The sequence below is a fragment of the Pseudomonas sp. C9-3 genome, from assembly GCF_032392015.1.
Classification (GTDB): Bacteria; Pseudomonadota; Gammaproteobacteria; order Pseudomonadales; family Pseudomonadaceae; genus Pseudomonas; species Pseudomonas nitroreducens.
In genome coordinates this window covers 5978767-5993194 of record NZ_CP135919.1, presented here as the reverse complement: position 1 = coordinate 5993194, position 14428 = coordinate 5978767, and the positions used below count along the sequence as shown (strand labels likewise).

The 14428-nt window shown below is 67.2% G+C and carries 12 protein-coding genes; 9 read left to right on the top strand and 3 right to left on the bottom strand.

What is annotated here, in order from left to right; all coding sequences use genetic code 11:
• Window positions 1-12: 12 nt before the first annotated feature.
• Window positions 13-468, top strand: coding sequence for a GNAT family N-acetyltransferase (locus RS899_RS27420; RefSeq protein WP_054907523.1), 456 nt, complete (start codon window positions 13-15; stop codon window positions 466-468).
• 1 nt (window position 469) lies between these two features.
• On the opposite strand, the gene RS899_RS27415 is transcribed toward RS899_RS27420, so the two are convergent.
• Both RS899_RS27415 and RS899_RS27410 read right to left on the bottom strand, forming a co-directional pair.
• Window positions 470-1498 carry a helix-turn-helix domain-containing protein gene (locus RS899_RS27415; protein WP_315808526.1) on the bottom strand — a complete coding sequence of 343 codons (1029 nt, stop codon included), beginning with the start codon at window positions 1496-1498 and terminating at the stop codon, window positions 470-472.
• Between the two features lie 73 nt (window positions 1499-1571).
• Window positions 1572-2522: an alpha/beta hydrolase gene (locus tag RS899_RS27410; RefSeq protein ID WP_315808525.1), complete on the bottom strand. Its 951-nt coding sequence runs from the start codon at window positions 2520-2522 to the stop codon at window positions 1572-1574.
• Window positions 2523-2734: 212 nt separating this feature from the next.
• Between RS899_RS27410 and RS899_RS27405 the strand changes: the two genes are divergently transcribed.
• Window positions 2735-3661, top strand: coding sequence for a LysR family transcriptional regulator (locus tag RS899_RS27405; RefSeq protein ID WP_315808524.1), 927 nt, complete (start codon window positions 2735-2737; stop codon window positions 3659-3661).
• A 71-nt stretch (window positions 3662-3732) separates the two neighbouring features.
• Window positions 3733-4017, top strand: a complete 285-nt coding sequence (locus tag RS899_RS27400; protein ID WP_054907527.1) for a hypothetical protein — start codon at window positions 3733-3735, stop codon at window positions 4015-4017.
• Window positions 4018-4238: 221 nt separating this feature from the next.
• Here RS899_RS27400 and RS899_RS27395 read toward each other — a convergent pair whose 3' ends face one another.
• Entirely contained in the window at window positions 4239-5168 is a 930-nt protein-coding gene (locus RS899_RS27395; protein ID WP_315808523.1) for a LysR family transcriptional regulator, read from the bottom strand.
• Window positions 5169-5261: 93 nt separating this feature from the next.
• Here RS899_RS27395 and RS899_RS27390 point away from each other — a divergent pair, with 93 nt between their 5' ends.
• From RS899_RS27390 to RS899_RS27365, 6 genes are all read left to right on the top strand, one after another.
• Entirely contained in the window at window positions 5262-6110 is an 849-nt protein-coding gene (locus tag RS899_RS27390) for an AraC family transcriptional regulator (RefSeq protein ID WP_315808522.1), read from the top strand.
• Window positions 6111-6194: 84 nt separating this feature from the next.
• On the top strand, window positions 6195-8024 hold the full coding sequence (locus RS899_RS27385; RefSeq protein ID WP_054907530.1) for a DUF1302 domain-containing protein: 1830 nt from the start codon (window positions 6195-6197) through the stop codon (window positions 8022-8024).
• An 11-nt stretch (window positions 8025-8035) separates the two neighbouring features.
• The gene (locus RS899_RS27380; protein WP_315808521.1) at window positions 8036-9373 is read left to right on the top strand and encodes a DUF1329 domain-containing protein; all 1338 of its coding nucleotides are present in this window, start codon (window positions 8036-8038) and stop codon (window positions 9371-9373) included.
• A 475-nt stretch (window positions 9374-9848) separates the two neighbouring features.
• The gene (locus RS899_RS27375) at window positions 9849-11942 is read left to right on the top strand and encodes a 3-hydroxyacyl-CoA dehydrogenase NAD-binding domain-containing protein (RefSeq protein WP_315808520.1); all 2094 of its coding nucleotides are present in this window, start codon (window positions 9849-9851) and stop codon (window positions 11940-11942) included.
• 9 nt (window positions 11943-11951) lie between these two features.
• Window positions 11952-13142 carry an acyl-CoA dehydrogenase family protein gene (locus RS899_RS27370; RefSeq protein ID WP_315808519.1) on the top strand — a complete coding sequence of 397 codons (1191 nt, stop codon included), beginning with the start codon at window positions 11952-11954 and terminating at the stop codon, window positions 13140-13142.
• A gap of 10 nt (window positions 13143-13152) precedes the next feature.
• The gene (locus RS899_RS27365; protein WP_315808518.1) at window positions 13153-14283 is read left to right on the top strand and encodes an acyl-CoA dehydrogenase; all 1131 of its coding nucleotides are present in this window, start codon (window positions 13153-13155) and stop codon (window positions 14281-14283) included.
• The last annotated feature ends 145 nt before the right edge of the window (window positions 14284-14428 follow it).

Here is a 14428-nt window from a genome sequence, read left to right as displayed (position 1 = left end):
AGTGAACAGAACATGGCCCTGAACTGGACCTGCAAGCACCACCGCGACCTGACCAAGGAAGAGCTCTACGCCATCCTGCAACTGCGCACCGAAGTCTTCGTGGTGGAGCAGAAATGCCCGTACCAGGAAGTCGACGGCCTCGACCTGGTCGGCGACACCTGTCACCTGATGGTGGAGCAGGATGGCCAACTGATCGGCTACCTGCGCCTGCTCGATCCGCAACGCCATGACGGCGACGTGGTGATCGGCCGCGTGGTGATTGCGCCGGCCGGGCGCGGCACCGGCCTTGGCCACCAGCTGATGGAGCAGGCGCTGCAAGCCATTGCCCAGCGCTGGGCCGGCCTGCCGATTTACCTCTCGGCCCAGGCGCACCTGCAGGGCTACTACGGTCGCTACGGCTTCACGCCGGTGACCGAGGTCTATCTGGAAGACGACATCCCGCACATCGGCATGCGCCGCACCGCCTGACTCAGCGGGGCAGGGCGTCGCGCCAGGCGCCGGGGCTGGTGCCGTACCAACGGCTGAAGGCGCGGGAAAAGCTCTGCAAGTCACCGTAGCCGAGTTGGTCGGTGATCTGTGCCAGAGACAGCTGCGGTTCCTCCAGCAGGTCCAGCGCGCGGAAGCGCCGTTGCTCGTCCAGCAGTTCGCTGTAGCGCCAGCCGTGGCTGAGCAATCGCCGCGCGGCGGTGCGCTCGGTCAGATGGCGGAGCTCGCAGAATGCCTGGAAGCTCGCGCCCTGGGGCAGTTCGCGGGCAATGTAGTCGGCGGCCTCGTCCAGCAGGGTACGCTGGGTCTGGCTGCGCGCCTGGTCGAGCAGGCCGACCAGGGTGGCCTCCAGCTCGGCATTGGGCGGCGACAGGGGGCGGCGGTACAGCTCCGGCGCCAGGTGCAGCACCACCGCCTCGGAGCGCCAGCGCAGAGGCACGCGCAGCGCCTGCTGGTAGACATGCGGACTGGCCGGCTCGACGCCGGGCAAGTCGATGGCCAGCAGGGGATCGAGTGGAATGCCGCTGGCCGACAGCTTGCGCCGCAACAGGCTGCAGATGCCCACCACGGTGTATTCACTGCTCTGCCGCCCGGACAACAGCGCACCCTGTTCGCTGAGTACCAGGGCGATCTGCCCGCGGTCCTCGCGCAACTCGGCGCGCAACGAACCGTTGAAATACGGGAAGTACTCGCAGAAGTAGGCGCAGGCCGACTCCAGGGTCGGCGCCACGTCGAACAGGTAGGTCAGGCCGTTGGTCAGCGTCGAGGCGAAGCGCTTGCCCGCCAGCAGGCCGATGGCCGATTCGCCGCTGGCCGCTTCGGCGTGGTCCCAGAAGCGTCGCGAGAGGAACAGCGGCACCCGTACCAGCGGCGTGCGCAGCTCCAGCAGCGTGCGGCGGAAGCACGCCTCCAGCTCATCTCCCGGCACACCGCGCGCCAACAGCTCCTCGATGGCCGGCAGCAGGGTCGGCGCATAGAAGGCGTTGGACAGGTCGTCGGAACGTGGGCTCATGGGCTCGGCAGCTCGGGATAGCGGCGCGACCGACCTTACGCATTGCGCCCGATGCCCACAAGCGCCAACGAATTCAGGCCGGGTAATGGCGCGTGAAGAAGTCCAGCAGGTAGGCATTCACCTTTTGCGGCTGCTGGTTCTGGATCCAGTGCCCGCAGTCCTCCAGCACATGCTGTTCGAGGTTCGGCACATGCTCGGGCATGCGCTGCAGGGTGTACGCCTCGAAGCGCCCGACCGGGTCGCGGTCGCCGATCAGGAACAGCGTCGGCTGCTCAACCTTGCGTCCGGCCAGCGACTCGGTGCGCTGCCAGCTGCGCTCGAAGTTGCGGTACCAGTTCAGCGCGCCGTGGAAGCCGCGGCCCTGGAAGGTTCGCACGTAGTACTGGAAGTCCTCGGCGCTGCACCAGCTCGGGTGCTGCGGCGGGGTCGGCAGGCCGTCGAACAGGCGGCCATCGGGGGACTGGTCGGGCGCCAGGCGCACGTTGTCACCGAGGAAGTGCCGCAGGCTGATGGCGACGTCCGCGTCCAGCTCGGCCTCGGCGCGCCCCGGCTGCTGGAAGTAGAGGATGTAGAAGAACTTGCCGGCGAACGCCTCGCGCATGATCTCCACGGCGGGGCGCTTGGCGCGGCCGGCGAAGGGAACCGACAGCGTGGCCAGCACATCGACGCGCTGCGGCTCCAGCAGCGCCAGGTGCCAGGCCACCGGGGCGCCCCAGTCGTGGCCGACCATCGCTACGCGCTCGTGGCCGAGGGCATCCATCGCTCCCTGGATATCCGCGCACAGGGTCAGCACGTCATAGGCATCCACCGCGTCGGGCGCGCTGGTCTGGCCGTAGCCGCGCATCTCCGGCACGAACACGCGGTAGCCGGCGGCAGCGAGCACGCGCATCTGGTGCTGCCAGGAGTGCCAGCACTCGGGGAAGCCATGCAGCAGCCAGACCGGCTTGCCACTCAGCGGGCCGCAGCTGTAGAGGCTGAGCTGGATGCCGTTGACCGCCAGCAGCTGGTGTTCGAACTCGTTCATGGCCGGGCTCCCGCGAAAGGTGATGACACAGGGAGAACCACTATGCCAAGTCTCGCGCACATCGCCGAAGCGCATTCATCGGCCGAATGCCGGCACCGCGTTCATCGGCGCAGCACACGGATGATCGGAAATTGTCCTGTAGCGCTGGCGGCGCGGGGCAGGGCGCTCACTAGCATCCACCGCTCGCTTTCGCGCCCTATGCGGTACCCGCCATGCTCGACCTGCGCCAACTGGACCTCAACCTGCTGCTGGCCTTCGACGCCATCTACCACCAGCGCAGCATCACCCGCGCGGCCGAGGTGATGAACCTCACCCAGCCGGCGATGAGCAACGCGCTGCGCCGCCTGCGCCTGCTCTGCGCGGACCCGCTGTTCGTCAAGACGCACCTGGGCGTGGCGCCAACGCTGGTGGCGCACCGGCTCTCCGGGCACGTCCGCGACGCCCTCGACAGCCTGCGTGACGCCCTGCACCACACACCCGCGGCGCTGGCCACAACGCCCACGGGGAGCCTGCGCGTGAGCTGCCCGGACGCTTTCCAGCCGCTGCTGCTCGATGCGCTGTGCGAGCAGCCGGAGCAGGACTGGCAGGTGCGCTACTACCAGAGCCGTCGCCGCGAGGCGCTGCAGGAGTTGGCCACCGGCAAACTCGACCTGCTGATCGACATCGACCAGCCGATTTCCCAGCAGAGCGGCCTGCGCAAGCTGCCACTGCTCAGCGACCACTATGTGTTCGCCCATGGCGCGGCCTTGCAGCAGGCGCCGCGCACGCTGGAGGAATACCTGCGGGTACCGCAGATCCAGGTGTCGCAGCGCCGCGATGGGCTTGCGCCGGTGGACCTGGAGCTGGGCCTGCGTGGCCAGCGCCGGAGCATCGCCGTGAGCGTGCAGAGCGCACTGGCCGCACGCCTGATCGCCGACCGCCAGCCCTTCGGCCTGACCCTGCCCAGCCGCGTCGCCCAGCTGTTGGGGCTGCAGCAGAGCCCGCTGCCGCTGGAGCAGCCGCTGTGCCTGGAATTGTGTCTCTATGTGGAAGGCCGCTACCGCTTCGAGAACGCGATGGAGCGAGCACTGACCTGTATCCAGCAGGCGTTCGCCGGTCTGCGGAAATCGCCGCAGCAACGCATCGCCCTGGAGCGCTAGGCGAGCGTTCCCAGGCATGCGGCCTGTGGATAAGCTTGCCGCCAACGGATGCCATCGACAGCGGGAACCCCATGAAGCGAATCCCTACCGCCAGCCTGTGCCCCGAACTCGACGCGATCCTTCGCGCGGAGCTGAGTGCCGGCAACCAGTTGGGCGAAGGACCGCTACGCACGGATTGGCCGCAGCCCGGCTCAATCTACGCCGCGTTGCGCGACAGCCTCCGCGTTCCCCTGGGCGAGTTGACCGGGCCGGTGAAGCATTCGATCTGCCGCGATCCTCATTACGGCTGGCATGACGAGTGTTTCTGCGAGCTGCATGGCGACTTGCTGGTGGCCGGCAGCACGCAGCATCCCTGATGGTCCAGCAGGCATAGGAGCAACTGTCTTTCTCGGGAAGCCCGTACCGATGCTTTCCCCTCACCCCTGCCCTGGCTGCGCGCCGCTCCTGAAGGAGAGGAAGCCGTCCGTACCGGCTGACACCGGGGTTTCATCCTGCACCGAACGGTCCCCTCTCCCCTTGGGAGAGGTTTAGGGTGAGGGCCGGCCCAAGCGCAGAAGCATCTCGTCGGTGCGCCCCGTCAACCCGCATGACCTCCGCGCGGCAAGCGCCGATCGGCCGCGAAGATCGCCTCGATCATCGCCTGCGCCGCCGGCGACAAGCCGTAGCCCGCGCGGCTGACGATGCCGTAGTGCAGGCGCAGCTCGGGGCGGTCCTGGGGCACGTCGACGATCTGCAGTATCGCCACCTCGCCACGCTGCACCGGATCGTGCAGAGCCTCCACCGCGGCGAGGCCCACGGCATCGGAACGCGCGACGATATGCAGGATCGCGGCGAACTGCGCGCACTCTACGTTCATGTGGAAGTCACGCTCGCCGAGCACCTCGGCCAACACCTTGCGCAGCGGCGGCGGGATGCGCGTACCGACGCGCGGGTAATCGAGCAGGGCGGCCAGGCGCAGCGTGCCCTGCTCGGTCAGCGGGTGCCCCGGCCGGCAGAAGAAGCGCCCCGGGCGCAGGTCCATCCAGCGCACCTGGTAGTCGGGGTCGCCGGCGAAATTGCGCGCATCGCCGATGAAGAATTCCACCTGCTCTTCCTTGAGCAACTGGGCCATCTGCTCCCAGTCGCCCATCAGGAAGCCGACGTCGATGGCCGGGTGTGCGCGGATGAAATCCGCCATCGCCTCGGGCACCAGCAGCTGGGCGGGGTAGGGGCCGCAGCCGAAGCGCAGTTCGCCGGCATTGAGGCCGTTGTACTGCTCCAGTTCGTTACGCAGCGAACGGGTGCCGCTGAGCAGGCGACGGGCGTGCTGCAACACCAGTTGGCCCTGGCCGGTGAGGCGGAAGTCGCGACTCTGGCGGTCCACCAACTCGCAGTCGAGATCGCGCTCCAGGGTCTGGATGCTGCGGCTCAGCGCCGACTGGCTGAGGCCGATGGCATCGGCGGCACGCTGGAAGTTCTGGAAGTCGGCGAGGGCGGCCAGGTGGCGAAGCTGTCGAAGTTCCATCATGCATCCTGCGCATCAAAGTGTTGAGTCGAATGAATTTGATGGATAACAGAGCGAGCTGATCTAGTAAACCGGTCGCTGAACCGGTACCCCACCATGTCGCCCCTGCTCTTCGCTTCCAGTGCCTTCGCCAGCACCATCCTGCTGCACGCCGCCCGGCTCGGCCTCAGCGCCGTCGACCTGCGTCTGCGCGCCGGCATTGCCGAAGCTTTGCTGGAAGACCACCGCGGGCGCATTCCAGCGCTGCAGGTGGAGCAGCTGTGGCGCGAGTGCGAGCTGGCCAGCGGCAATCCGCACTTCGGCTGCGAGCTGGTCAACGGCATGGCGACCCATTGCCTGCAGGGGCTGAATATCCTGCTGGATTCCGCGCCGGACCTGGGCACCAGCCTGCGCGCGTTCTGCGAGCACGTGCCGTCGGTGACCAACTGCGTGGACGCGCGGTTGGAGTTCGATGGCGAGAACACTCGCCTGGTCCTCGATCCAGTCACCCAGGACCTGCACCACTTCGGCCTCGACGCCGCCGTGCTCACCTTGATCCGCAATATCTCGCGACGAATCGGCCGCTCGCCGCAGGGCGTGTTCAACGCCGTGGGGATCGGCCCGCGGCAGCGCTGCGAGGAAATGCTGACGCTCTGGAATGTGCCGTGGCAGGTCACGCCGACGCCATTCCTGCAACTGCCCACTGCGCTGCTGGGCACGCCGCTGCCGGGTGCCAACGAGTTCCTCTACCAGAGCCTGCACCGCCAATGGTGTGGCGCCGCGCAGACCGGGGAGGGCGATGGCCTGAGCCTGGCGCGCATCTGGCTGCGTTCGTCCGACCAGCCCATCGAACGCATCGCCGAACGCATCGGCTACCGCCAGAGCGGCAACTTCATCCGCGCCTTCCGCAAGCGCTTTGGCGTCACGCCCAAGCAGTTCCGCCTGGGCCAGTCGATCGGCGCATGATCGAAATTTGTCGCTCCCGGCTTGTGGCTGAAAGGGCCGCCGCCGTCATGGTGCTCCCGCGGTACCTCATACCCGGAGCCCATAATGACAAGAATCCATCCGGCCGCCGTTCCCCCCGTCTGCCGGGGGCGGCGCCCACGCAGCTTTGCCCAACCTCTCCTGCTGAGCCTCGCGGTGACCGGCGCCAGCCACGCGCAGGCCACCACCTTTGAGTTGAATGACGACTGGAGCCTGTCCACCAAGACCACCCTGAGCCTGGGCGCCAGCTGGTCGGCGCAGGACCCGGATCGGCACCTGATGACCCACGCCAACGCGGTACAGGCCCAGCACATCAATAACGCCGACGGCACCAGCGTCAGCGCCGACGACAACCGCCTGAACTTCAAGAAGGGCGACCCGATCTCGCAGATGTTCAAGGGCCTCACCGACTTCAGCCTGGATGGCCAGGGGCAGGGCGCCTTCATCCGCTTCAAGTACTGGTACGACAACGCCTACGAAACCGGCGACGGGCGCTTCAAGGACTTCGACGACAGCGGCTGGCCGACCCTGGCGCGCTACCACGGCTTCGATACCCTCGATGCCTACGTGTGGAAGGACTTCGACGTCGACGAGCATCCGCTGAACCTCAAGCTCGGCAAGCAGGTGCTGTCCTGGGGCGAGGCGATCCTGATCCAGAACGGCATCAACGTGATCAACCCGCTGGACTACAGCGCTTTCAACAAGCCCGGCGTGGACATCAAGGAAGGCCAGCTGCCGGTGGAGATGCTCTCGTTCAACCTCGGCCTGACCGACAAGGTCAACCTCGAAGGCTTCTACCAGTACAACTGGCGACCCAGCGTGCTGGACGGTTGCGGCACCTTCTTCGCCACCAGCGACGCCATCCAGCCCGGCTGCGGGCCGCTGTACCTGAGCCAGACGCAGACCGACACGCAGATGCAGGCCGCCGGCCTGTACGCCGCCCACGGCGACGACCAGGACCCTTCCGACCAGGGCCAGTGGGGTGTCGCGCTGCGCACGCTGATCAGCTCGCTGAACGACGCCGAGGCAGCCTTCTACTACGTCAACTACCACGCCCGCCTGCCGTACCTGGAGCTAACCGCACGCGACGCCAGCAAGCCCGGCAACTTCCCCATCGGCCGCGTGCAGGGCCCGGTGTACGCCGCCGCGTTCCCGGAGAACATCCATCTCTATGGCCTGAGCATCAACGGCGCGCTGCCCGGCTGGGGCACCTCGCTGGGCGCGGAACTGAGCTACCGGCCGAACATGCCGGTGGCCATGAACGGCCCGGACATGAACGTGGCGATGATCACCGGGCCATCCGGCAGCTCGGCCATCGAAGGCATTCCGGCCAGCGCCACCACCACCGGCCAGAGCCTGGACGGCTGGGTGCGCAAGCCGGTGTGGCAGATGACGGCCTCGGCCACCCAGATCATCGACAACGTTCTCGGCGCCACGCGCCTGACCCTGCTGGGCGAAGCCGGCGTGGTGCATGTCGGCGACCTGGGCGATGAGCGACTGGGGCGCAACGCCGCCTTCGGTCGCAGCGCGCGCCTGGATGGCGCCGCCTGCAACGCGCCGAGCACCGGCGTGACCAATCGCTACTGCACCGACGACGGCTTCACCACGCCCTGGTCCTGGGGCTACCGCCTGCGCGCCGGCCTGGAATACAGCGATGTGCTGCCGGGCGTGAACATGCTGCCCAGCCTGAACTTCCGCCATGACGTGGAGGGCTACTCCTACGATCCGGGCGGCCCGTTCCAGGAAGGGCAGATGGCGGCCGGCCTCTCCCTGGCCTTCAACTACCTCAACGATTACAGCCTGGAGTTCGGCTACAACGCCTTCTTCGGCAACAACAAGTACAGCACGCTCGACGACCGCGACTTCTACAGCGTCAGCGCCAAGGTCGACTTCTGAGGAACCTGCCGATGCAACTCATGCGAATCACTGCCCTGGCGCTGGCCATGGGCCTGGCCGTTGGCGCCCACGCCGACACCGCCGCCGACCTGGGCGGCAAACTCACCCCGGTGGGCGCCGAGAAGGCCGCCAATGCCGACGGCAGCATCCCCGCCTGGGACGGCGGCCTGGCGCCCAACGCCGGGCAGGTCGACGCCAAGGGCGGCTACGCCAACCCCTACGCCGCCGAGAAGCCGCTGTTCACCATCACTCCGGCCAACGCCGCGCAGTACAGCCAGTGGCTCAGCCCTGGCGAGCAGGCGATGCTCAAGCGCTACCCGAATACCTACAGGATCAACGTCTACCCCAGCCACCGCAGCGCCCGGCTGCCTGACGAGATCAACGCCGAAACCCGCAGGAACGCCGAGCAGAGCAAGCTCGCCGACGGCGGCAATGGCGTGCTGAATTACCACCGGGGCGTCCCGTTCCCGCTGCCCAGGGAGGGCGTCGAGGCGATCTGGAACCACATCACCCGCTACCGCGGCGGCAGCATCGAGCGCACCTTCAGCTCGGCCAACGTGAAGGAAAACGGCGTCTACAGCCTGGTGCGCTCGCAGACCGAAATGAACTACGCCCAGACGATTTCCGACCTGCCGACCGACGCCAACATCCTCTACCTGTTCAAGACCCGCGTGCTGGAACCGGCGCGGCTGTCCGGCGAAGCCGTGCTGTCCCACGAGCCGATGGACCAGGTCGCCGAACCGCGCGCCGCCTGGCAGTACATTCCCGGCCAGCGCCGCGTGCGTCGTGCCCCGCTGATCGCCTATGACAACAGCGCGCGCTACAGCGACGGCATGATCACCGCCGACAGCCTCGACGGCTTCAACGGCGCACCGGATCGCTACGACTGGAAGCTTACGGGCAAGCAGGAACTGTTCGTGCCCTACAACAGCTTCCGCCTCTACGACCGCTCGGTGAAGTACGCCGACATCCTCAAGACCAACCACCTCAACCCGGACCTGGCGCGCTTCGAGAAGCACCGCGTGTGGGTCGTCGAAGCCACCCTCAAGCCCGGCGCGCGGCACATCTACAGCAAGCGCCGCTATTACCTCGACGAGGACAGCTGGAACATCGTCCTCGGCGAGTTCTACGACAGCCGTGGCGAGCTGTGGCGCAACTACCAGTCCCATGCCATGCCGTATTACGACCAGCAGTTCACCTACGAGGCACTGGCGGGAGCCTTCGACCTGATCAGCGGGCGCTACTTCGTCAATGGCCTGATGAACGAGGAGAGCAGCGGGCTGAAGACCGGGCAGACGGCGAAGATGAGCGACTACACGCCTTCCGACCTGCGGCGCTGGGCGAAGTAAGACCTGCGCTCCCTTGTCCTGGCTGGGCGTAGCCGGGGCTGTTGCGCCCTCTTCGGCATTCGGAGAGGGCGTTTTTGTTTTTTTGGCGGGGTGCTGCTGGGCAGATCGGCGCGAGTGCGTTCCCTCACCCTAACCCTCTCCCAGAGGGAGAGGGGACTGTCCTGAGCGAGCTGCTCATTCGGCGTTAGCCGACTAACTCAGAAACATAGCCGCGCACCGAACGGCCCCCTCTCCCTCAGGAGCGGGGCGCGCAGCCAGGGCTGGGGTGAGGGCAAGCCCGAGCACAATTACCCCCTTGTAGGAGCGAGCTTGCTCGCGAATGGAGTTTCCGGCGACTCTGGTGCAAAGCGGTCCGCGAGCAAGCTCGCTCCTACGAAAAGCTTCCCTCGTCGTTCCTATCGACAAGAAAAAATCAGCATCGTATTCTGCACAGCGAAACATGATTCCGTAAAATAAAAGAAAGACGGAGCACAGCATGTCAGAAGCGGTACAGCTCGAACGCCGGGGTGACATCGCCCTGGTGACGGTCGACAACCCACCGGTAAACGCCCTCGGACACGCCGTCCGCGCCGGGCTGCTCGCCGCCTTCCAGCAGGCCGAGGCCGATCCGCAGGTGCGCGCGGTGGTACTGGTCTGTTCCGGGCGCACCTTCATGGCCGGCGCCGATATCCGCGAATTCGGCAAACCGCCGCAGGCGCCTTCGCTGCCGGAAGTGGTCGAGGTCATCGAAGGCTCGACCAAGCCGAGCGTCGCGGTGATCCACGGCACCGCCCTGGGCGGCGGCCTGGAAGTGGCGCTGTCCTGCCATTACCGCATCGCCCGCCGCGATGCCCAGGTCGGCCTGCCGGAAGTGAAGCTTGGCCTGCTCCCCGGTGCCGGCGGCACCCAACGTCTGCCGCGCCTGGCCGGTGTGGAAAAAGCCCTCGACATGATCGTCAGTGGCACACCGATCCGCGCGCCGGAAGCCCTCGAATTCAATGTCGTCGACGAACTGTTCGACGCTGACCTGAGCGAAGCCGGCCTCGCCTTCGCCCAGCGCCTGCTGGCGGACGGCAAGGGTCCGCGCCGCACCGGCGAGCACAACGAGCGCGTGCAGCAAACCGGCCTCGCTGAGGTGATCGCCCACAAGCGCGGCGAGGTGCAGAAGCGCCTGCCCGGCCAGTTTTCCCCGCAGCGCTGCATCGACGCCGTCGAAGCCGCCACCCAATTACCGCTGCGCGAAGGTCTCGCCCGCGAGCGCGCGTTGTTCCAGCAATGCATGGAGTCGCCACAGCGCGCCGCGCAGATCCACGCCTTCTTCGCCGAGCGCGAAGCGGCCAAGGTCGAAGGCCTCGCGCCCGAGACTCAACCGCGCGAGGTACGCAGCGCCGCGGTGATCGGCGGCGGCACCATGGGCGTGGGCATCGTCCTGTGCTTTGCCAACGCCGGCATCCCGGTGCAGCTGCTGGAGGTGAACGACGAAGCCCTGCAACGCGGCCTCGACCGCGCCCGCAGCCTGTACGCCGCCAGTGTGGCGCGCGGCAGCCTGGCTGCCGAGGAGATGGAGCGGCGCATGGGCCTGATCAGTGGCGTACTCGATTACGCCGCGCTGGGCGACGTGGACGTGGTGGTCGAAGCCGTGTTCGAAAGCCTGGACGTGAAGCGCCAGGTCTTCGAGCAACTGGACGCTGTATGCAAGCCCGGCGCGATCCTCGCCAGCAACACCTCCTCGCTGGACCTCGACGAAATCGCCGCCTTCACCAAGCGGCCGCAGGACGTCGTCGGCCTGCACTTCTTCAGCCCGGCCAACGTCATGCGCCTGCTCGAAGTGGTGCGCGGCAAGGCCACCTCGGACGCCGTGCTGGCCACCGCCATGCAGTTGGGCAAGCGCCTGAAGAAGATCGCGGTGGTGGTCGGCGTATGTGATGGCTTCGTCGGCAACCGCATGATCTTCCAGTACGGCCGCCAGGCCGAGTTCCTGCTGGAGGAGGGCGCCACACCCGCGCAGGTGGACCGTGCGCTGCGCACCTTCGGCATGGCCATGGGACCGCTGGCGGTGCGCGACCTGTCCGGCCTCGACATCAGCCACGCGATCCGTTCGCGCCAGCGGCCGAACCTGAAACCCGGCCAGACCCTGCCCACCGTGCTCGACCACCTGATCGCCGCCGGCATGCTCGGGCAGAAGACCGGCACCGGCTTCTACCAGTACGGCGAAGGTGGCCGCGCCCCGCAGGACAACCCGGCACTGCCGGCCATGCTGGAGCAGGCCGCGGCCGACCGTGGCATCACCCGTGGGCCGGTGAGCGACGAGGAAATCGTCGAGCGCTGCATTTACGCGCTGATCAACGAGGCGGCGAACATCCTCGACGAAGGCATCGCCCAGCGCGCCAGCGACGTCGACGTGATCTTCCTCAACGGCTACGGCTTCCCCGCCTGGCGTGGCGGCCCGCTGTTCCATGCCGACAGCGTCGGCCTTGCCCACGTGCTCGAACGAATCCGCGAGTTCCACCAGCGCCTTGGCGCCTGGTGGAAACCCGCGCCGCTACTCGAACGCCTGGTGGCCGAAGGCCGCCGCTTCGCCGATCTCTGAGGACCCGCCATGGACATCCATTTCACCCCCGACGAACTGGCCTTCCGCGATGAAGTCCGCGCCTTCCTCGAAACCAAATTGCCCCGGGACATCGCCACCAAGGTGCGCCTGGGCAAGCACCTGAACAAGGGCGACCACCAGCGCTGGCAGCGCGTGCTGACCGAGCAGGGCTGGTACGCCACGCACTGGCCCGAGGAGTACGGCGGCACCGGCTGGAACGCCGTGCAGAAGCACATCTTCGAAGAAGAATGCGCCGCCTTCGGCGCACCGCGCACCGTGCCGTTCGGCGTCAACATGGTCGCCCCGGTAATCATCAGGTTCGGCACGCCCGAGCAGCAGGCGCACTACCTGCCGCGCATCCTCGACGGCACCGACTGGTGGTGCCAGGGCTACTCCGAACCGGGCGCCGGCTCCGACCTCGCCTCGCTGAAAACCCGCGCGGTGCGCGACGGCGATCACTACGTGGTGAACGGCCAGAAGACCTGGACCACCCTCGGCCAGCACGCCGACTGGATCTTCTGCCTGGTGCGCACCGACCCGGAGGCGCAGCAGCAGCGCGGCATCAGCTTCCTGCTGATCGACATGCAGACACCGGGCATCACCGTGCGCCCGATCATCACCCTGGACGGCGAGCACGAGGTCAACGAGGTCTTCTTCGACAACGTGCGCGTGCCGGTGGAAAACCTCGTCGGCCGCGAGAACGAAGGCTGGACCTGCGCCAAGTACCTGCTCACCTATGAGCGCACCGGGCTCGCCGGCATCGGCGCATCCAAGGCGGTGCTCGCGCACCTCAAGCGCGTGGCCTGCCGCGAGCTGTGCGACGGCAAGCCGATGCTCGAAGACCCGCTGTTCCGCGCCCAGGTGGCGGAGGTGGAAATGCAGCTGATGGCCATCGAGATGAGCACCCTGCGCATCCTCGCCGCCGCCCGCGAAGGCGGCGTGCCGGGGGCGGAAAGCTCGATCCTGAAAGTGAAGGGCACCGAAATCCGCCAGGCGATCAGCCACCTGCTGCGCAAGGTGCTCGGCCCCTACGCGCTGCCCTTCGTCGAAGACGAATTCGAGCTGGGCGCCGAGCCGCTGCACGCGGACTATTCGGCGGCGCCCGCCAGCCAGTACTTCAACCTGCGCAAGCTGTCGATCTTCGGCGGCTCCAACGAAATCCAGAAGAACATCGTCTCCAAGATGATTCTCGAACTGTGAGGCACCGAGCATGGACTTCAAACTGAGCGAAGAGCAGCAGATGCTGCAGGACACCGCGGCGCGCCTGGTGCGCGACGCCTATCCGTTCGACAAGCGCGAGGGTTTCAGCCAGAGCGAGCGGGGCTACAGCGTCGACTTCTGGCGCCAGCTCGGCGAGCTGGGGCTGACCTCGGTGTCGCTGCCGGAAAGCCACGGCGGCTTCGGCGGCGGCGTGGAAAGCATGCTGGTGCTCACCGAACTGGGGCGCGGCCTGTGCCTGGAGCCGTACCTGCAATCGGTGGTGCACGCCGGCGGCCTGATCGCCCAACTGGGCAGCGAGGCGCAGAAGGAGCATTGGTTGCCGCGCATCGCCAGCGCAGAGGCGCAATTGGCCGTCGCGCTGGAAGAGCCGCAAAGCCATTACCAGCTGCACGACGTGCAGACGCGCGCGGAACAGGCCGGCGATAGCTGGAAACTGAGTGGCCGCAAGGCGGTTGTGATCGGCGGGCAGAGCGCCACGGCGATCCTCGTGTCGGCGCGGGTGTCCGGCAATGCGCGGGACGAGGCGGGCATCGGCCTGTTCCTGGTCGACCCGCAGCAGGCTGGTGTCACTCGTCGCGAGTACCCAACCGTGGACGGCCAGCGCGCCTGCGAGCTGTTCCTCGACGGCGCCCTCGGCGAAGCCCTCGGCACGCCGGGTGACGCGCTACCGGCGCTGCGTTACCAGCAGGGCCGCGCCATTGCCGCGCAATGCGCCGAAGCCCTCGGCAGCCTGCAGGAAGCCTGTGCGATGACCCTGGACTACCTGAAGACGCGCAAGCAGTTCGGCATCCCCATCGGCAAGTTCCAGGTGCTGCAGCACCGCATGGTGGACATGCGCAGCGAACTGGAACAGGCCACCAGCATGGCGATCCTCGCCGCCTGCGTGGCCGACCAGCCCGACAGCGCCGAGCGCAGCCGCACCCTGGCGGCAGCCAAGTTCATCGTCACCCGCGCCGCGCGCTACGTCGCCGAGCAGGCGATCCAACTGCACGGCGGCATCGGCATGACCTGGGAATATGTCCTCGCGCACCACGCCAAGCGGCTGGTGATGCTCAGCCATCAACTGGGCGATGACGACCATCACCTGAAGGTTTACGCAGGACTGATGGAAGTGGCGTAACGCACTTGTAGGAGCGAGCTTGCTCGCGAACGGATTCACCGGCGATACGGGCGCTGGGCGGTTCGCGAGCAAGCTCGCTCCTACAGGAAAAGCCTGTCCCGCGTCCCGGCTCCGGCTTCTGCCCTCGAAGACTTCCAGAGAAACA

Coding starts and splice junctions, on each gene's coding strand:
- RS899_RS27420 (WP_054907523.1), top strand. CDS start 13: ATGGCCCTGAACTGGACCTGCAAGCACCACCGCGACCTGACCAAGGAA.
- RS899_RS27415 (WP_315808526.1), bottom strand. CDS start 1,498: ATGAGCCCACGTTCCGACGACCTGTCCAACGCCTTCTATGCGCCGACC.
- RS899_RS27410 (WP_315808525.1), bottom strand. CDS start 2,522: ATGAACGAGTTCGAACACCAGCTGCTGGCGGTCAACGGCATCCAGCTC.
- RS899_RS27405 (WP_315808524.1), top strand. CDS start 2,735: ATGCTCGACCTGCGCCAACTGGACCTCAACCTGCTGCTGGCCTTCGAC.
- RS899_RS27400 (WP_054907527.1), top strand. CDS start 3,733: ATGAAGCGAATCCCTACCGCCAGCCTGTGCCCCGAACTCGACGCGATC.
- RS899_RS27395 (WP_315808523.1), bottom strand. CDS start 5,168: ATGATGGAACTTCGACAGCTTCGCCACCTGGCCGCCCTCGCCGACTTC.
- RS899_RS27390 (WP_315808522.1), top strand. CDS start 5,262: ATGTCGCCCCTGCTCTTCGCTTCCAGTGCCTTCGCCAGCACCATCCTG.
- RS899_RS27385 (WP_054907530.1), top strand. CDS start 6,195: ATGACAAGAATCCATCCGGCCGCCGTTCCCCCCGTCTGCCGGGGGCGG.
- RS899_RS27380 (WP_315808521.1), top strand. CDS start 8,036: ATGCAACTCATGCGAATCACTGCCCTGGCGCTGGCCATGGGCCTGGCC.
- RS899_RS27375 (WP_315808520.1), top strand. CDS start 9,849: ATGTCAGAAGCGGTACAGCTCGAACGCCGGGGTGACATCGCCCTGGTG.
- RS899_RS27370 (WP_315808519.1), top strand. CDS start 11,952: ATGGACATCCATTTCACCCCCGACGAACTGGCCTTCCGCGATGAAGTC.
- RS899_RS27365 (WP_315808518.1), top strand. CDS start 13,153: ATGGACTTCAAACTGAGCGAAGAGCAGCAGATGCTGCAGGACACCGCG.